This is a genomic window from Mycolicibacterium moriokaense (genome assembly GCF_010726085.1).
Taxonomy (GTDB): domain Bacteria; phylum Actinomycetota; class Actinomycetes; order Mycobacteriales; family Mycobacteriaceae; genus Mycobacterium; species Mycobacterium moriokaense.
Genome location: NZ_AP022560.1, coordinates 506,785 through 523,710, shown reverse-complemented (window position 1 = coordinate 523,710; position 16,926 = coordinate 506,785). Strand labels below are relative to the sequence as shown.

The window sequence follows — 16,926 nt, the reverse complement described above, 5'->3', positions numbered from 1 at the left end:
CGCACGGCCGCGCGTCACGATTCACGTCGGCCGCGTCGAGCATCGCGGAGGCGCGGTCATAGCGAGATGGGAACGCTAGACGGCCCACGCACCGAGCTAGTGTGCACGAACTTCACGTTGCTCTCGTCGACACCCCACGTAGGGAAACGCTTCAGGGTCTCTTCGAGCGCAACTCGCGCCTCCAACCGCGCCAGTGCCGCACCCAAACAGAAATGCGAACCATGTCCGAATGTGACGTGACGTATGCCGGTTCGCGTCACGTCGAACTCGTCTGGGCGCTCGTACTGGCGCTCATCGCGGCCCGCCGAGCCGGTCAGCAGCGTCACCTTCGACCCAGCGGGGACGACCGTGTCGTGGTACGTGGCGTCACGGAGGGTGAACCGGCCTTGGACAGGTGACGGAGCATCGTATCGGAGCAGTTCCTCGACCGCGCCGCCGATCAAGTCCGGGTCGGCGACCAACTTCGCTCGCTGGTCCGGATTGCGCGCCAGGGTCAACGCCGCCCAGCCGAGCAGCCGGGCGACGGTTTCGTTACCCGCAACGTTGATCATCGCGATGAACATCAACAACTCGCCGTCGTCCAGCCTGCGCGGAGTTGACTCGGGCACAACGAGATCCGCGTTCATGAGATCACTCACGACGTCGGTCGTGCTGTGTCGGCGGCGAAGATCGATCTGCTCCTGATAGTAGCTGTACAGCTTCACCGAGGCTTCTATCCCCTCGGCGCTGATCTCCGTGCTGCCCTCATCACGATGCAACTGGGCGTCCGACCACTCGCGCAAGTTGTCATGGTCTTCTTCGGGAAAACCCAGCAGCGAGCTGATCACCATCACCGGTAGCTTGGCGGAGAAATCCTCGACGTAGTCAAACCCATCGGTGCCGATGAAGGGATCCAGGTAGCCCCTGCAAAGGTCGCGGACATGGTCCTCCAACTGGGCGATCCGATTGCGAAAGAACGTTCGGTTAACCATTTTCCGCAGAAACGTATGGTCCGGGGGGTCCATCATGATCATCGGCTGAGGCGCAGGCAATGGTTCCTCGCTGATCGTGTCGAGGATGATGCCGTGCTCAGACGAAAAGGTCTCCGTGTCAAGCGATGCCGCCAAGACATCGTCAAATCGGCTCAGGGCGTAGAAGTCGTGTTCGGGGTTGTAATAAACAGGTGATTCGTCACGCATCCGTTTCCACGTCGCATACGGGTCGGCATGCAGCGCACGATCGAACGGATCCCAGCGCAGATCTGTGGTCGTCATGGAACCACCATCCTTCCGTCCCGGAACACTATGACAGAAAGTGTCTCAACGCACTATTGGTGCGCTAGCATCTTTGGACCCAGTCGGGAAAGTCTCGAGAGGAAACCAAGTGGAAACGCGAGAACTGGCCCACGTCGTTTACGAGAAGGACGGGGCGGTCGCGCGCATCATCCTCAACAACCCAGATCGCGCCAACGCCCAAACCTCGGAAATGGTGCACAGTGTCAACGAGGCGCTCGACGACGCCCAGTACGACTACGGCATCAAGGTCGTCATCATCAAGGCCAACGGCAAGGGGTTCTGCTCGGGTCACATACCCGACGGCAGTTACCCCGAGTTCAAGGCGGAAAGCGAGGTGTCCGGCAAGATCTGGCGCTCGGCGGCGCAACTGTTTCTCTGGCCCGTTCTGAAACTGTGGGAGTTTCCCAAGCCTGTCATCGCGCAGGTGCACGGGTACGCGATCGGAGGCGGCACCACCTGGGCGCTGATCCCCGAGCTCACGGTGTGCAGTGACGATGCGTGGTTCCAAATGCCGCTGGTTCCCGGGTTCGGCTTGCCCGGGTCGGAGACGATGTTCGAGCCGTGGGTGTTCATGAACTACAAACGGGCCGCCGAGTACCTCTACACCGCCCAGAAGATCACCGCGCAACAAGCTCTGGAGTTCGGTTTGGTGAACCGCGTCGTTCCAGTCGACCGGCTGGAGGCAGAAGTCGAAGAACTAGCGGCCAAGATCGCTAAGGCGCCGCTCATCACTTTGCAGGCCACCAAAGCCGGCATCCTGCGGGCCTGGGAGACCATGGGGTTTCGGACGCATCAGCAGGCGAGTAACGACCTTCAGGCGGTCGTCACGGGATCCAAAGAGTTTATGGACTACATGGTCGCGCTGATACAGAAAGCCGCTAAACCTGCCGACCGAATCTGAGGGGCCGCAACACGATTGTCTATCCCTTCACGGTGTGACTCGCATTTGAGCGCATCATCGAAGGGATCAGCGGTCGGTTGATCGTCGGCAAGCTGGCAGCTTCAGTCCTTTTCGCGTTCTTGACGAGTCGGTGCCCACCCAGCCCTACGACTCGCCGCGAATGCCTCGCGCCCACCAGCGGGCGGCCAGTTCGGCGCGCGCTTCTCGAGGAACGCGGTGAACGCTTCGATCTGCTCGGCCGTTCCCATGGAGGCCCAATACCCAGACACGTCCACGGGCGGTAGCGCACGAGCCATCTCGCGCTTCATCGCAGTGCGAGCTGCCGGACCCGTCTTGCGCACTCGATCCAGCAGGGCGGCAGTCTCTTCCGCGAGCGAGTCGTGCGGTACGACCTTGCCGACCAGCCCCAATCGCTCGGCCTCAGCTGCCTCGATCCACTCGTTACCGTAAATGAGGTGGTTCGCCCGCAGCGTGCCGATGCGCTGCGGCATTCTGGCAGCGACGAATGCCTCGTAGACACCGCGTGTCAGGTCGGGCACACGTAGCCGAGCACGATCGGAGGCGATCACTAGGTCGGCGTACAAGGACATCACCAAGCCGCCGCCGAGCGCCATTCCGTTGATCGCGCATACGACGATCTTCGGAATCTTGCCTAATGTCTCGAAGGGCGTCGCATCGTACGCTTCGGTGAACATGTCCCAACGCCGGTCCGGATTGTTGTCCGCGCCCATGTCGCCGCCCGTGCAGAACGCGTCACCAGTCCCGGTGATGACGAGGAAGTTGAGCGCCGGCTCGTCGGCCACGATCATCGCCGCCCGTTTGATCCCGTGATAGCCGTCAACAGTCACGGCGTTCCGCTTCTCGGGCCGGTTGATCGTCACGGTCAACACATCACCGTCGATCCGGCCGGAAAGTTCAGCGGCTTGTAAGTCCACCTCGCTGGGTAATTCGGTCACGAGATCACCGCGATCAGCGCCTGAATGTCCATCCCCACTTTGTCGTTGGCGATGGAGTACAACCATTCACCCTCGTCCACCATCGCTTCGTCCTCGATGTGAAATTCGGTTATCTCCGCTTCGGTGATCGCATCACCGGGCTTGGATAGTCGAACGTCGGTCACACGGTCCTCCTGATGGTCTCCAGCAGTTGGGCGGCTCCCGGCCGGCAGGCGGCCTCGAGAGTGGCGGCGCGCGGCACAGGGGTGTACGTACCGGCGACGCGCTGAATCGGGGCGCGCAAGACCCCGAACAGTTCCGTACCCACGCTCGCGGCGATCTCGGCGCCAGGACCACAAAAACCGACCGACTCATGCGCGACGACCAGCCGGGTCGTCTTGCGTACCGACGCCAGCACCGTCGGCAGATCCAGCGGCACCAGCGTGCGCAGATCCACTACCTCGACCGAGATCCCTTCGGCTGAAAGTTGTTCCGCCGCTTCGAGGGCGGCGTGCACCATGACGCCGTAGGTCACGACGGTGACGTCAGAGCCTGACCGCTTCACGTCGGCCTGACCGAGCGGGATAACGTAATCGGCCACCGGCACCGGACCCTTTCCGCCGCCGTAGTAGAGCTTCATGGACTCGATGAACAGGCAGGGGTCCTCATCGACTAGACACGCGTTAAGCAATCCGGCGGCGTCGGCAGAGGTGCTGGGCCACACGACCTTCACCCCCGGGGTGTGCATCGCCCACGCTTCGAAGGCCTGGGAATGTTGGGGTCCCGCAGCAGTTCCCACCATCGTCCGGATCACCATCGGCGCACCCTGACGGCCGCCAGACATATACCGCACCTTCGCGGCGTGGTTGGCGATCTGATCCATGGCGACACCTAGGAAGTCCATGAACATCAACTCGGCGACCGGTCTCAGTCCGCCGAGCGACGCGCCAACTGCTGCTCCGATAATGGACGACTCTGCGATCGGAGTGTCGAGCACGCGGTCCTCACCATACTTGGCCGACAGCCCCGCGGTGATCTTGAACATCCCGCCGCCGGAGGCATCGCCGATGTCCTCGCCGAGCAGCACGATCGAATCGTCGGCGGCCATGGCACGGTCCAGAGTCCGGTTGATCGCCTGCACCAAACCGAGATCTTCGGTCTCGCCACCCGGCAGCTCAAAGCGGGGTTGATCAACGTCGGAAACCTCAGAACCGTTAGCGGCGAACACATCTCGGGTCAGTTCATCGACGCCCACTGGGGCGGACTTGACGGCTGCCGCGAACGCGGCGTCTAGCTCCGCGACGACCTGTGCGTCGATCGCGTCCAGGTCGGCGGCCGCAGCCGCGCCCTCATCGATCAGGCGCTGACGGAAACGCGCGAAGGGCGGGTCTGCACGCTTGGCAGCGAGCTCCTCTGGGTCCGCGTAACCCATCGCGTCACCGAAGTAGTGGCCCTGCAGCCGATAGGCGACGGCCTCGACGAACGTGGGTCCCTGCTTGCGTCGCGCACGGTCCACTGCCGCCGCGACGGCGTCGTGCACCGCATACGGGTCGGTGCCGTCGACGGTCACTCCCGGCATGCCGTAACCCTGCGCTCGGTCCGACAACCGTTCGGACCGCGTGTACCGATCGAAAGCGGTGCCTTCGGCCCAGGAGTTGTTCTGACACAAGAAGATCACGGGCAGTGACCAGACTGCCGCCATGTTCATCGCCTCGTGGACGAAGCCGATGCTGGTGGCACCGTCACCGAAGCTGACGAGTACCACCTGTCCGGTGTTCCGGCGTTCGACGGCCAACGCGATTCCGTTCGCGATCAGCGGCCCTGCGCCGACGATGCCCGTGGTCCAGGCGATCCCGTGTTGCGGGTCGTGGATGCCCATGGCGCCGGCTTTGCCTTTCGACAGCCCGTCCCGGTGGCCTAACAATTCGGCGAAGTATCCGCGGAGATCGATCCCCTTCGCCAGTACATCGCCCAATCCTCGGTACGTCGTGACCAGCTGGTCACCCTCGGACAGCGCCAACATCGCGCCGGCTGACATCGCTTCCTGGCCGTCCACGGGCCAGTAACTCATCGCGGCCTCACCGGACGACAGCGCTTTGCGAACACGCTTGTCGCCGTGGTGAACCCTGCTCATAAGCCGGTAGAGGTCCAGCGCGCGATCACCCGTCCGCGACGACGTTTCATTCTGCAGTGAAGACGACATCCACACTCCTCGGCGGTCCGGCCGAACGAACTATACAGTATGACGTTTTGTGTCCTATCGTATTGGCGAGTACTTCGGCGCCCATCGTGAATGTCGCCGGGTTGCCCTACGAGAGGGCGAAGTCGACGCGGCGCGAAGTCGGCCATCGCGGTGACCGGCACAGTCGGACAGCGACCGTCTCTTCGGCTCGGGATGAGGACGCGATGCATCCGACAGTCGGTCTTGACTGTGGCGGAATCGCGTAACATGAGGTCGCGGCAGCGAGGCCTGCCCGCGAGCCCCCAACAGGCAAGGAGCGCCCATGGCGACCTCACCGGGGCCGGTGGAAGTCAATGACGAAGACCTCCACACGCGCGACCAGATATTGGAGGCAGCTCTGCTCTGCTTCGCGCAGCTGGGGATCCAGCGCACAAGTATTCAGGACGTCGCAAACATGGCCCGCGTAGCGCGCGGAACCGTCTACCGCTATTTCGAGGATCGAAAGGTGCTCGTGGAGGCGGCCATAAGGCTGGGCGGTCAAAAGTACTATCGCACGGTCGCGGCTGCGATGGCCGACAAGCAGAGCCTGGCCGAGCAGTTGGGCGCGATGGCCGAGGCGCAGGCGTTGATTCTGCTGGAACACCGCACCCGAAACCGGTTGATGGCTGACGACGCCGAGTTCATGCGGCACATGTTCTCCGACGGCGACTCGGTCGTTCGTCGATCGACCGAGTTCCTCAAGCCTTACGTCCGCGAGGCGCAGGAGCGAGGCGAGGTCGGACCGAGGGTCGACATAGACGAGGCCAGCGAGTGGCTTGCCCGAATGATGCATTCTCTCTCGACAGTCAATGGGGCTCAATCGTTCGATATGACCCAACCCGACACTGTTGGAAGATTCGTCGAGACGTTCGCGGTCAACGGTCTGCGCTGACGTCGTTGACGCGGAGGGCGGCTCGCCCAAGTTCATTCGCCGAGGCCGCACCGGTCTCGACATCGGGTGCGCGACACGACTGTAGTCCTCTACAGCCGACGCCAGCCGCGAGTATCAAGACACCAACTGACACTTTTCCGGTCAACTGAACAATTTTTGGTCTACTGTTCCCCGAGGGATGGCAGCGGGCCTGTGCTGTCGAGCCAGTCAGAACGGGAGGAGACCATGACGGAAATCTGTCGCGAAGCACGAATGCTGATCGACGGGCGACCAAGTCCTGCCTCCACCGAGCCGATATACATCAACCTCAACCCGGCGACCGAGCAGTCATCGGCGCCGACGACATGGACGCAGCGATCGTCGCGGCACGACGTGCCTTCGATGGCACTGCCAGGCCGAATTCCACTGTGGCGCAGGATGAGATCTTCGGACCGGTCATCGTGATGAGGCCGCACGTGTACTACGGCATCGACGCCTCCGTCGGCGGCTACAAGCAAAGCGGAATCGCACGGGAAATCGGCGTCGCAGGGTTCGAGGAGTACCTCCAGATCAAGTCGATCGCCATCGGAGCCTCATGACCGGACACACGCTCGCCGGCAAGCGCATCGTCGTCGTGGGAGCCTCCGCCGGCATCGGAAAAGCGTTCGCCACCCGAGCCATCGGCGACGGTGCGCGACTTGTTGTGGTAGCCCGTCGCGAACTTCCCGCCGACGTGCTGTCCGGCGCGGCAGCCGCGACATCGTTGTCCGCCGACATACGCAATCCACACGACTGCGCGCACGTCGGGCGAACCGCAGCAGCGGCGCTCGGACAGGTCGATCTGATGCTGATCACCGCTGCCTATGCTCCGCTGAAACTATTCGCCGAAATGGATGTCGACGACTGGACGAAAGTGTTGGCAACCAACGTGATCGGTGTTCATCAGCTCATCCAGGCCCACCTTCCCGTGTTAGCGCCTTCCGCGATCGTTGCCGTACTCTCGTCGGACTCGGTGCGCCATCCGCACCGTGCGCTCGGCGCATATTCCGCCAGCAAGGCCGCCATGGAGCGCAGCCTGGTCGCCTGGCGGTTGGAACACCCCGGGCTGCGGTTCAGCTGTGTGGAGATCGGAGCGACAGTTCCCACCGACTTCGTGTCCGAATTCGACCCCGAGCTTCTCGGAATCGCCGCCGGCGAGTGGATTTCCCGCGGCCTGGTGCCGGCGACGCACATGACCCCGGAGGGCGTCGCCGACACCATGGCCGGCATCTATGCCAGTGCGCTGGAAAATCCGGAGGTGGGGGTGGACCACCTCACGCTCAAGTCTCCCGCACCTCCGATGAGCGTATGAGAGTCTCCCCGCTGCTGGTGTGGCACAGAGAACGATCCTGCCCTCCATTCGACTCCACCGATACAAGATCCGAATGGGAATCGGATGACTCAGTGCACCATTCGATTTCCGCTCTCGCCGAAATGATTCACCGGGGCCAGCGTTCGCTATGACCTGACGGCTGCAGGACGGTCATATCGCTTGCTGTTCGACAGCGTGATGGATGGTACGCACGGTGGGACGGAAGCCCAGCCGACGCGCTAGTGCACCATCGATCTGCAGATGCCAGGGATGCTCCAGTGCGTTCGACGACGGTTCCATGGCGCCACCGGCAATCTCGACGAGTTCATAAAGCGACATCGGCGCGTCATCGGTGATGTTGACGACGCGGCCGTCGAACGCTCCGGTAAGTGCGAGGCGGATCGCGGCCGCGACGTCGCGGTGATGGATGAGGCTCATCCGCTGCGCTGGATGAAACCCGGCGTTCGCGGCGTGCTCCGGTAGCGCTTCCAAGTGCCCGTCGCGGTCGCCGTAGACGAAGCCGTAGCGCTGGATCGTCCATGTCAGACCACTACTCCGTAAAGAGTTTTCGGCGGCGAGCTTGCTCCCCGGGTACGCGTGCTTTGGGTCGACGGCGTCGTCCTCGCGGCCCGGACGGGTGCTCTCGGCGTCGTAGACGTGTGCGGTGCTCGCCATGATGAAGCGCGCACCGGGTGCGTGCTCTTGCGCCGCACAGATGAGATTGCGGGTCCCGTCGACGTTCACCTTCCAGATCAGGTCGGCGTTCGTTGTCCGAAACGCCGCGGCCAGATGGACGATTGCTTCAACACCGGTGACTGCAAGTGCGAGCGACTCGACATCCGAGAGATCGCCGATCGCTTCGGTCGCGTCTCGAGACACCGATCCCGGTCGACGCACCAAAGCACGGCAGTCGTGGCCGTCTTCCACCAGGCGCGGCAGCAGCCGGGCACCCACCAGACCGGTCGCGCCGGTCACCAAGATCTTCATGACGATTCCTGTCGTGAACGTTGTTCGAGTCGCTCGGTCGCGGTTCGTAATACCCGTATCGCGGTCTCGATGTCGTGGGCGTCGATACCGTCGAAGGCCACCGAATGTATTCGGCTTAAGTCGGGCAAGTCGCGCCACAGCGCTTCCCCAATCTCGGTGATGCGCAACAGCTTTTGTCGCTGATCAATGCTGTCGGGAATCTGCTCGACCAGCTGCTTGCGCACGAGAGTGATGGCGACTGCGCTCAGCGTTGCACGTTCGACCTGCAGGATGCGCTGCAGGTCACGTTGCCGAGTAGGTCCGTCGTTCACCAGGTGATACAGCACGTACCACTGGGTCGCCCCGAGGTCGAAAGGACGAAGCGCGTCCTCCATGGCGATACGTGCTGCGAGGTAACACCGCTTGGCCCACGCTCCGATCGTGTCGTGGCGAACAGCACGAACTTTGTCAGGCACCAGACAATACTGTCAGGTAGCTGACAATATTGTCAAGCCAGCTGCAGACCTAGGACTTCGCCATGTTGGCAAAGCGCGACAAGTGCAACTGATGCGCAACGGTGATCGTCTTCGTCGGGCCGTTGCGGTGCTTGCCCAGGATCAGATCTGCTTCGCCGCCGCGCGGATCGTCGCGCTCGAACGCATCCGGGCGGTGCAACAGGATGACCATGTCGGCATCTTGTTCCAAACTGTTGTGGACGCTGATCAGGTCGGCGACGAAGTTGTGCGTGCCGTCGACGGTGCCGTCGTAGACGTCGTGCTCACCGATACTCGTGATCTCGACAACCGTGTCCCAGAAGACGTCGTTCGTCGCTAGGTCATGGAGCGAGGTGTCCTCGAGGAGAGCTGCCGCCGAATGCAGTCGGCGGCGACTCGGCGCGTGCTTCCACATCGTCGACCCGCAGAACTTGCTGCCCATGGCCGCTGCGAACTGTCGGTGCGTCATCTTGGTATCGACGAGGCCGGCCCGGACCTGCCTCCACACTTCCTTCGGAACGGTGTCCTGATTTGTGTTGCGCACCTTGCCCTCAAGCTTGGTGACAATGTCGCGGGCAGCTCGTGCCTTCATCCCGTTGACACCGACGTGCCTAAGGAATCGCAGCTGGTTCTCCGCACCGGAGATGTGCAGGTGCCACCCATCCCGATAGCCCGCCTTGCGGACTCTCTTGACCCGGCCGAACACGCCGACCCGGGCCAGCAGCCCAGAAACGTCGTCGATGAGTCGACGGCTCGACGAGCCATAGTAAATACGCGCTCTGTCGTTCTTGGCATCCCACCAGACCGAGCCGTCGGTCGCCCACAGGTGCTTGATAAAGAGCGCCACCTGATCATTCGGGAGCGCGAAAACCTCCGCAGGAACGAACTTTTCGTAACTGCGCTTGCCGAACAGACCCAACCCGTCCAGCCATGCGGCGATCGGGTTGCGCTTCCCGTGCGTCAATCGGTATGGCGCAGGCAGCCGTAGGGTCGTCACCCTTGCCGCGGCGTAGTCGTCGCGGGCCGGTTCCATCCCGAAGTGCCGCGCCGCGCTCGACACCGTGGCCAGGTTGAGTTCGTCGATGCTCGCGTACCGGATCGGCTGGTTCTTCACACACGAGCCGTCGCCGATCATGTGCGCCAGCAGGACGACCTCGTCCTCTGGAAGCCGGTGCGTCTGAACCGGCTCCGGCACCCGACGCGGCACCGCCAACCGGTCACCGACCTTCAACTCTCCCAACGGCGTCCAGCCGTCGAACGTCATTAACGGGTGGTTGGCCGTCGCCTCGACCTCGCGGCCGGAGGCCAATCTCAGCTTGAAGACTTCCTTGTGGCCGCTGTAGAAGACGTTCGTCATCGGGCGGGCCACCATGCGCTTGCGCTCATCGAGCGACCACACCAACGGCCGCTCCCCCGTGCGCATCAACTCGCCGAACGTCACCTCGGCCCCGGTGTCCGCCCGCAGGATTCGCGTGTTCGCGGTGAGGCAACCCGACTCGCGGAGGTCCGAGATCATCGGCCGCTTGTCCGTGCGCTGCTCGGGCCCGCGGTTCAGCTGGCTGATCGCCACCACCGGAACGTCGAGTTCCTTCGCCATCAGCTTCAGGCTGCGCGAGAAATCCGATACTTCCTGCTGACGCGATTCGTACTTCTTGCCCGACGTCATCAGCTGCATGTAGTCGACGACGATGAGCCGGAGGCCCGCCTTCTGGCTCAACCGCCGTGCCTTCGCACGGATCTCCATCATCGTCAGGTTCGGCGAATCGTCGATGAACAACGGCGCTTCGCTGATCTCACTCATTCGGCGCGCCAACCGAGTCCAGTCGTCGTCGCTCATCCGACCCGAGCGCATGTCCGCCAGCTTGATCTTTGCCTCGGCCGACAACAGCCGCATCACGATCTCGGACTTGCTCATTTCGAGCGAGAAGATGACGCTCGCCATCTGATGCTTGATCGAGCACGATCGCAGGAAGTCCAGCCCCAGCGTCGAATTGTGTGTCGGCACCATCGCGGGCCCGGCCAGATACAGGTGGTCAGCATTGGCCACCTCAACACAACGAACCGGAACGCTGTCGACCCGCCGCACGGCGTCGATCCCCCACGCCGACTGCCGTCTGCCGCCGATGGACGCCAGTAACGGCGCACGCGTCGCACTGATGATGTCAACGCCGGGTCGCAGCGCAGTCGTGATCTGTACACCTCGCTCGGTCGGCCACTGATGCATCGCATCCGCGACAAGCACCGTGCCGTCGGCGAACTCGACCTCGTAGCAGGGCCGGCCGAGCATGACCTCCGTCGCCGCCACCACCCGCGTCGGCTCACCGTCCACGCCGAGCAAATGGTCGCCCACCGCGACGTCACCCATCATCGTCCAACCCGTCGGCGTGGGCAGCGGAGTATTCAGCGCCAGCGCCTTACCGACACCCGGCCGCGCCGCGATGATGATCATCTGACCGGGATGCAGACCGTTGGTCACCTCGTCGAGATCGGTGAAACCCGTCGGCACGCCGCGCGCTATCCCGCCCTGCGAGGCGATCGCGTCGATCTCATCCATCGTCGGCTGCAGCAGCTGCTCCAGCGGAACGAAGTCCTCCGACGTCCGGCCCTCGGTGACGTCGTAGATCTCGGCCTGCGCGCGGTCCACGATCTCGGTGACATCCGCACCCTCCGCCCCGGCGTAGCCGTACTGCACGACGCGCGTGCCCGCTTCCACCAACCGGCGCAGCAAGGCCTTCTCCGCGACGATGCCCGCGTAGAACCCAGCGTTGGCCGCGGTCGGCACCGTCGAAATCAGCGTGTGTAGATACGGGGCACCGCCGATACGCCGCAGCAGCCCGCGCCGATCCAGCTCGGCCGCCACCGTCACCGCATCCGCCGGCTCCCCGCGGCCGTAGAGGTCGAGGATCGCGTCGTAGACGTTCTGATGCGCGGGCCGATAGAAGTCGCCCGGGCGCAGCCGCTCGAGGACATCGGCGATCGCGTCCTTGCTCAACAGCATGCCGCCCAGGACCGCCTGCTCGGCGGCGGCGTCCTGCGGAGGCTGGCGACCGAAGTCTTCACTGGGAGGTGGGACGTCCATGCCTGAATGACCGAGATCATCCACTACAGCCACGGAGCTACACCTCCCATGATTCAGTTCGAACGTAGGTTCGATACGCGTCTACCGTGACTGTAAGCTCGGCCTCGGACAACCGCTCCCAATCGGTCGCCCAAACTGCCTTGCGACGGCCAACGCTAGACGTTGCTGGAAGCGTCGCAAACCCGCCCTGTTCATGGAGTTGTGGATGGCCTGTGGATAGGTCTGGACAGGCATGTTGAGTCGCTGGGGAAAACCTGTGTATGAACCGCTTAGTTCAGTGCATCCGCGCAGATAGCCGCACCATAAACCGCCTGGGATTCTGTGGATGGGAATTCCCTCGGCGTGTCGTGTTGGGTTGCCATCTCGGGCGTGTTGTGTTTCCAGATGTCGCCGCGCAGGTTAACGGGCGGTTAGCTTCGCTGTCAGCTAACTATCGGCTGGAGTTCGCCAGCACGCACAGCAACGGCCGGGTGAGGATCGAACCCGTCCTCAACCCGGCCGTATTAACGCTGGTGTTAATTTCCTCCGACGACGCTCAGCGACACCGAAGCCGTCACTTCGGGGTGCAGACGCACCGTGACGGGATGTTTGCCCGTCGACTTGATATGGGCCTTCGGTAGCTGCACCGTGCGCTTGTCGAGATTCGGGCCGCCGGCCTTCTTGATCGCGGCAACCACGTCCGCACCCGTGACGGAGCCGAACAGCTTGCCGGTGTCCGTGGCCGCCTTGACCGTCAGCTCGATGTCGCCGAGTCCCTCGATCGCGGTCTTCAGTTCGCGCGCGTGCTCGAGGCCCTGCACGGCCTTGGCCTCGCGGGCCCGGCGGATCTCCTCGGCCTGGCGCTCGGCGCCACGCGATGCCACGACGGCCATGCCGCGGGGCAGCAGGAAGTTCCGGCCGTAGCCGTCCTTGACTTCCACGATGTCACCGGAGATGCCCAGGTGCTCCACCTCGGTGGTGAGAATGAGTTTCATATCTGTGTCTTCCTAGATGTCTCTGGCGGGCCTACCGCGTCGACGAACTGAACGGCAGCAGCGCCACCTCGCGGGCGTTCTTCACCGCAATCGCGATGTCGCGCTGATGCTGCACGCAGTTGCCGGTCACGCGGCGGGCGCGGATCTTGCCGCGCTCGCTGATGTAGGTACGCAGCAGTGCGGTGTCCTTGTAATCGATGACCTGGTTCTTGCCCTTCTTGGAGCAGAACACGCACTTACGGGTCTTGACCGGCTTCTCGGGAGCCGGCCGCCTCTTGGTCGAGGACTTGGCCATGTGTCTATCTCTTTCTGGAATTGCTGATCAGTAGTTAGGTCAGAAGGGTGGCTCGTCGTCGGCGCCGCTGAACGAACCTGACGCGGGAGCGCTGCCCCACGGGTCGTCCTGCTTGCCGTCGGAACCGCCGGCCGCAGCGCGGGAACCCCCGCCGCCGAAGCCGCCACCACCGCCGCCGCTGCGGCTGGCCTTGTTCACCTTGGCCGTCGCATAGCGCAGCGACGGGCCGATCTCGTCGACCTCGAGCTCCACCACCGTGCGCTTCTCACCCTCACGGGTCTCGAAGGAGCGCTGCTTGAGCCGCCCCTGCACGATCACGCGCGACCCGCGGGTCAGGCTCTCGGCCACGTTTTCCGCCGCCTCGCGCCAGATGTTGCAGCGGAGGAACAGCGCTTCGCCGTCCTTCCACTCGTTGGTCTGACGGTCGAAGATGCGCGGGGTCGACGCCACTGTGAAGTTGGCGACGGCCGCACCCGACGGCGTGAACCGAAGCTCGGGATCGGCGGTCAGGTTTCCGACGACCGTGATGATGGTGTCACCAGCCACGAGTTCCTCCTGGAGTTTGGCGGTGTGCAGTCGCAGGCGAGCCTACGGAGCCGCTCCGACGAACGTCACCCTTTAGTGCTTGTCGGTCCGAAGCACCTTGGTCCGCAGCACGGACTCGTTCAGGTTGAGCTGGCGGTCCAGCTCGGTCACTGTCGCGGGTTCGGCCTTCACATCGACGACGGCGTAGATGCCCTCGGCGTGCTTGGCGATCTCGTATGCCAGCCGGCGACGACCCCAGATGTCGACCTTGTCGACAGTGCCGCCGTCCTTGCGGACCACGTTGAGGAATGTCTCCAGCGACGGAGCGACGGTGCGCTCGTCGAGAGTGGGGTCAAGAATGACCATGATTTCGTATGGACGCATGAGAACCTCACCACCTCCTACGGTCTAGTACGGCCACGGTCGTTCCGTGGCAGGAGGGTTACCTGCGTCGGCAACCGGCCCAGGCTACAGGAATGCCTGCTGATCTGCGAAATCGCGCTGCTCGCCGGGCCGCGACCATCGGCGCCATTGCGGGTTGGCCGATACTGGGACGGGCCTGCACGCGTATCAGTCGAACCTCCGGAGGAGACACCTAGTGACCGACCGCGATGACGAGTTGCGGAGAAGGCTCGGATGGACCGGCCCCGAGGCCACCGACCACGAGGCCGACGACCCGGAACCGGCCCCGGCTTCCACGTGGCAGGTGCAGGAGAGTCCACGCGACGACTCACCCCCGACCGAGACCTGGGACGCGGTCCGCGGCCCGACACCCGAAGCGCCGACAACGGATTCGGGTCCTCCGCCTCATTTCAGAGCTCCCGAGGACCGGGGTGGCAACTTCCGTCAACCGCCGCCCCGCTATGGCCCACCCCCGGGAGTACCACGCGGCACCGGACCGCTGCCGCCTCCGCCCGCACCCGGACCGTGGGGTCAGCGGCCACCCCCGCAGCAGTATCCGCCCTTCCAGGGCGGTCCACCGCCGGGCCAACCGTGGGGTCCCGGCGGCTACGGTCCCGACAACCCCATGGCGCCGGCCTCCTACGCCGAGCGGATACGACCTGACGAGCTGGTTCGACCCCGTCGTGTCCCACCGGGTCGCGGGTGGCGTCTGGCGCTGTACAAGGCCACCTTCGGGGTCCTCAATCTGGGCCCGGGTCCTGACGAGATCCGCGAGGCGGAGCTCATCGCGAAGATCCGCGCGCCGATGCGGGGGCACTTCAAGGTCGGCGTGATGGGCAAGGGCGGGGTCGGCAAGACCACGGTGTCGGCGAGTATCGGTTCGGTCTTCGCCGAACTGCGCCAGGACGACCGCGTGGTGGCCATCGATGCCGACACCGCGTTCGGGAAGCTCGGCAGCCGCGTCGACCCCCGGGCACAGGGCTCCTATTGGGAGCTGGCGTCCGATCAACACATCGAGACGTTCGCCGACATCCGAAATCGGGTGGGCAACAACGCCGCCGGCCTGTTCGTTCTGGCCGGCGAGGGAACTCCGGCCCGTCGGCGCGTGTTGGATCCGGCGATCTACCGGGAAGCGACGTCTCGACTGGACCGGTATTTCACGATCTCGATCATCGACTGCAGCTCCACCATGGACAGTCCGGTCACCCAGGAGGTATTGCGCGACCTCGACGCCTTGATCGTGGTCTCGTCGCCGTGGGTCGATGGCGCGGCCGTGGCCGGCCAGACCCTGGATTGGCTGGCCGCACGGGGGCTCACCGCTCTGCTGCAACGCACGGTCGTCGTGCTCAACGATTCCGACGGCCACGCTGACAAGCGGACGCGTTCGATTCTGGCGCAACAGTTTTCGGGTCAGGGCCAGGTCGTCATCGAGGTGCCTTTCGACGGACATCTGCGGCCGGGTGGCGTCATCGACCGCACCGCCGAGATGTCGACGGCGACGAGGCGTCGCTTCATCGAGGTCGCCGCCGCACTTGCCGAGCACTACCCGACCCAGGACGACCGCAGCCGAGACCGCCACTGATCAGTGCAGCTGGTCGATCAATGCTTCGATGTCTCGGACGGCGTCGGCAGACACGGGTTCCTCTGCCTCGGCATTGATGATGTCCTGCTCGGAAACGCCTGCGGCTTGGGCGGTTTCGAGGATGGTGAGATTGGCGCCGCGACGCGCCGCGTACAGCCGCTGCCCGACGGTGGCGTGCGGCGCGCGGGCAGCGCGCAGCATGAGTTGGTCGTAGCGTGTGCGCACCGCACTGAGCGCTTTGATCAACGCCGGTGACACCTTGCTGATCCGGGCCGCCCTCGCCGCCACCGCCTCGAGCTGTCGCAGATCCGCGAGGATTTTGGTGGCGCGGGGGGTGAAGTCGGGATCCTCGACGGGCGGCAGAGCATCGACCGCGGTGCCGAAGGTGTTCACCGCGGTGACCACCGCCTGTGCGATCAGCGGGATGTCGTCGCCGATGTGTCCGGGTGATTCGCCCGGGTGCTCGGCGTTGACCGACTCGCCCCGCCGCAGCCGTGCGATCGTTCCCGGCGGCCATTGCAGCACTTCTTCGAGCTTTGCTCGGGTGCGCTCGCGCGGCCAGCTGCGGCCCTTCTCGAACGCGATCAGCGCGCCGGCGTTGATGATCCCGTCCGCCGCCAGGCTGCGCTGGCTGATGTCGAGCTCGCGGCGGCGGGCCGCGGCGGCCGCGCCCGCCCGCAGCATCCCCGGATCCAGGACGTCGGTCGACTCCGGGTCGGTCATCAACGGGCGTTCCTCGGGCGTTCACGGGGGTGGATCGGCACGGCAATCGTAACTGCCGTTATGGCCACCGCTACGACTTCCTTCGGCGTGGCTACGACTAATCCGTGGCGAAGCTACGCCCCACGGACGCTGGCGCTGCATTCCGTCCGCCAATCGCGCCTGATCCCTCTGCGCACCTTTTCCCAGATCAGCCGCCGGATCTCAGACTGGTCCGCCTATCCAGCATACGAAGGCCCCTCAACTTCTGTAGCGCTAACTGTTGCATCGCTACGGTTTATTGGTTAGCTTTGCGTCATCGCGCGGCACACCGGCCGCACGGCGCATGGGGGGACA

The 16,926-nt window shown here is 64.1% G+C and carries 17 protein-coding genes and 1 pseudogene; 5 read left to right on the top strand and 13 right to left on the bottom strand.

Annotation, left to right across the window (positions count from 1 at the left end):
- Nucleotides 1-56: 56 nt before the first annotated feature.
- Nucleotides 57-1,253 carry a cytochrome P450 gene (locus tag G6N43_RS02460; protein ID WP_083157501.1) on the bottom strand — a complete coding sequence of 399 codons (1,197 nt, stop codon included), beginning with the start codon at nt 1,251-1,253 and terminating at the stop codon, nt 57-59.
- A gap of 109 nt (nt 1,254-1,362) precedes the next feature.
- On the opposite strand from G6N43_RS02460, the gene G6N43_RS02455 reads away from it, so the two are divergent.
- Entirely contained in the window at nt 1,363-2,175 is an 813-nt protein-coding gene (locus tag G6N43_RS02455) for an enoyl-CoA hydratase-related protein (RefSeq protein WP_083157500.1), read from the top strand.
- A gap of 101 nt (nt 2,176-2,276) precedes the next feature.
- Here the strand turns inward: G6N43_RS02455 and G6N43_RS02450 are convergent, their stop codons facing one another.
- From G6N43_RS02450 to G6N43_RS30995, 4 genes and pseudogenes are all read right to left on the bottom strand, one after another.
- The gene (locus G6N43_RS02450) at nt 2,277-3,131 is read right to left on the bottom strand and encodes an enoyl-CoA hydratase/isomerase family protein (protein ID WP_083157499.1); all 855 of its coding nucleotides are present in this window, start codon (nt 3,129-3,131) and stop codon (nt 2,277-2,279) included.
- Entirely contained in the window at nt 3,128-3,295 is a 168-nt protein-coding gene (locus G6N43_RS02445; protein WP_163657937.1) for a biotin/lipoyl attachment domain-containing protein, read from the bottom strand. The genes G6N43_RS02450 and G6N43_RS02445 overlap by 4 nt, the downstream gene beginning before the upstream one ends.
- Nucleotides 3,292-4,218 (bottom strand): alpha-ketoacid dehydrogenase subunit beta, encoded by a 927-nt coding sequence (locus tag G6N43_RS31000; protein ID WP_234810316.1) that lies wholly within the window; start codon nt 4,216-4,218, stop codon nt 3,292-3,294. Before G6N43_RS31000 ends, G6N43_RS02445 begins: the two co-directional genes overlap by 4 nt.
- A gap of 216 nt (nt 4,219-4,434) precedes the next feature.
- Nucleotides 4,435-5,133: pseudogene (locus tag G6N43_RS30995) on the bottom strand (thiamine pyrophosphate-dependent dehydrogenase E1 component subunit alpha); the annotation flags it as partial.
- A gap of 481 nt (nt 5,134-5,614) precedes the next feature.
- Between G6N43_RS30995 and G6N43_RS02435 the strand changes: the two are divergent.
- From G6N43_RS02435 to G6N43_RS02425, 3 genes are all read left to right on the top strand, one after another.
- Entirely contained in the window at nt 5,615-6,223 is a 609-nt protein-coding gene (locus tag G6N43_RS02435; protein ID WP_083157497.1) for a TetR/AcrR family transcriptional regulator, read from the top strand.
- Nucleotides 6,224-6,567: 344 nt separating this feature from the next.
- Nucleotides 6,568-6,801 carry a hypothetical protein gene (locus tag G6N43_RS02430; protein ID WP_083157496.1) on the top strand — a complete coding sequence of 78 codons (234 nt, stop codon included), beginning with the start codon at nt 6,568-6,570 and terminating at the stop codon, nt 6,799-6,801.
- Nucleotides 6,798-7,553 carry an SDR family NAD(P)-dependent oxidoreductase gene (locus tag G6N43_RS02425; protein ID WP_083157495.1) on the top strand — a complete coding sequence of 252 codons (756 nt, stop codon included), beginning with the start codon at nt 6,798-6,800 and terminating at the stop codon, nt 7,551-7,553. Before G6N43_RS02430 ends, G6N43_RS02425 begins: the two co-directional genes overlap by 4 nt.
- A gap of 171 nt (nt 7,554-7,724) precedes the next feature.
- On the opposite strand, the gene G6N43_RS02420 is transcribed toward G6N43_RS02425, so the two are convergent.
- From G6N43_RS02420 to rpsF, 7 genes are all read right to left on the bottom strand, one after another.
- Nucleotides 7,725-8,540, bottom strand: a complete 816-nt coding sequence (locus G6N43_RS02420; RefSeq protein ID WP_083157494.1) for an NAD-dependent epimerase/dehydratase family protein — start codon at nt 8,538-8,540, stop codon at nt 7,725-7,727.
- Entirely contained in the window at nt 8,537-8,995 is a 459-nt protein-coding gene (locus G6N43_RS02415; RefSeq protein ID WP_234810315.1) for a MarR family winged helix-turn-helix transcriptional regulator, read from the bottom strand. The genes G6N43_RS02420 and G6N43_RS02415 overlap by 4 nt, the downstream gene beginning before the upstream one ends.
- 49 nt (nt 8,996-9,044) lie before the next feature.
- Nucleotides 9,045-12,125 carry a replicative DNA helicase gene (locus G6N43_RS02410; protein ID WP_179967956.1) on the bottom strand — a complete coding sequence of 1,027 codons (3,081 nt, stop codon included), beginning with the start codon at nt 12,123-12,125 and terminating at the stop codon, nt 9,045-9,047.
- 482 nt (nt 12,126-12,607) lie between these two features.
- On the bottom strand, nt 12,608-13,066 hold the full coding sequence (gene rplI, locus G6N43_RS02405; protein WP_083157491.1) for a 50S ribosomal protein L9: 459 nt from the start codon (nt 13,064-13,066) through the stop codon (nt 12,608-12,610).
- Nucleotides 13,067-13,097: 31 nt separating this feature from the next.
- On the bottom strand, nt 13,098-13,361 hold the full coding sequence (gene rpsR / locus G6N43_RS02400) for a 30S ribosomal protein S18 (RefSeq protein ID WP_083157490.1): 264 nt from the start codon (nt 13,359-13,361) through the stop codon (nt 13,098-13,100).
- Nucleotides 13,362-13,400: 39 nt separating this feature from the next.
- Nucleotides 13,401-13,907: a single-stranded DNA-binding protein gene (locus tag G6N43_RS02395; protein ID WP_083157489.1), complete on the bottom strand. Its 507-nt coding sequence runs from the start codon at nt 13,905-13,907 to the stop codon at nt 13,401-13,403.
- A 72-nt stretch (nt 13,908-13,979) separates the two neighbouring features.
- The gene (gene rpsF, locus G6N43_RS02390; RefSeq protein WP_083157488.1) at nt 13,980-14,270 is read right to left on the bottom strand and encodes a 30S ribosomal protein S6; all 291 of its coding nucleotides are present in this window, start codon (nt 14,268-14,270) and stop codon (nt 13,980-13,982) included.
- Nucleotides 14,271-14,484: 214 nt separating this feature from the next.
- On the opposite strand from rpsF, the gene G6N43_RS02385 reads away from it, so the two are divergent.
- The gene (locus G6N43_RS02385) at nt 14,485-15,870 is read left to right on the top strand and encodes a MinD/ParA family ATP-binding protein (RefSeq protein ID WP_083157487.1); all 1,386 of its coding nucleotides are present in this window, start codon (nt 14,485-14,487) and stop codon (nt 15,868-15,870) included.
- Here G6N43_RS02385 and G6N43_RS02380 read toward each other — a convergent pair whose 3' ends face one another.
- Nucleotides 15,871-16,593 (bottom strand): helix-turn-helix domain-containing protein, encoded by a 723-nt coding sequence (locus G6N43_RS02380; protein WP_083157486.1) that lies wholly within the window; start codon nt 16,591-16,593, stop codon nt 15,871-15,873.
- Nucleotides 16,594-16,926 lie beyond the last annotated feature (333 nt).

Coding starts and splice junctions, on each gene's coding strand:
- G6N43_RS31000 (WP_234810316.1), bottom strand. CDS start 4,218: ATGGCCGCCGACGATTCGATCGTGCTGCTCGGCGAGGACATCGGCGAT.
- G6N43_RS02460 (WP_083157501.1), bottom strand. CDS start 1,253: ATGACGACCACAGATCTGCGCTGGGATCCGTTCGATCGTGCGCTGCAT.
- G6N43_RS02380 (WP_083157486.1), bottom strand. CDS start 16,593: ATGACCGACCCGGAGTCGACCGACGTCCTGGATCCGGGGATGCTGCGG.
- rpsR (WP_083157490.1), bottom strand. CDS start 13,361: ATGGCCAAGTCCTCGACCAAGAGGCGGCCGGCTCCCGAGAAGCCGGTC.
- rplI (WP_083157491.1), bottom strand. CDS start 13,066: ATGAAACTCATTCTCACCACCGAGGTGGAGCACCTGGGCATCTCCGGT.
- G6N43_RS02435 (WP_083157497.1), top strand. CDS start 5,615: ATGGCGACCTCACCGGGGCCGGTGGAAGTCAATGACGAAGACCTCCAC.
- G6N43_RS02420 (WP_083157494.1), bottom strand. CDS start 8,540: ATGAAGATCTTGGTGACCGGCGCGACCGGTCTGGTGGGTGCCCGGCTG.
- rpsF (WP_083157488.1), bottom strand. CDS start 14,270: ATGCGTCCATACGAAATCATGGTCATTCTTGACCCCACTCTCGACGAG.
- G6N43_RS02430 (WP_083157496.1), top strand. CDS start 6,568: ATGGACGCAGCGATCGTCGCGGCACGACGTGCCTTCGATGGCACTGCC.
- G6N43_RS02425 (WP_083157495.1), top strand. CDS start 6,798: ATGACCGGACACACGCTCGCCGGCAAGCGCATCGTCGTCGTGGGAGCC.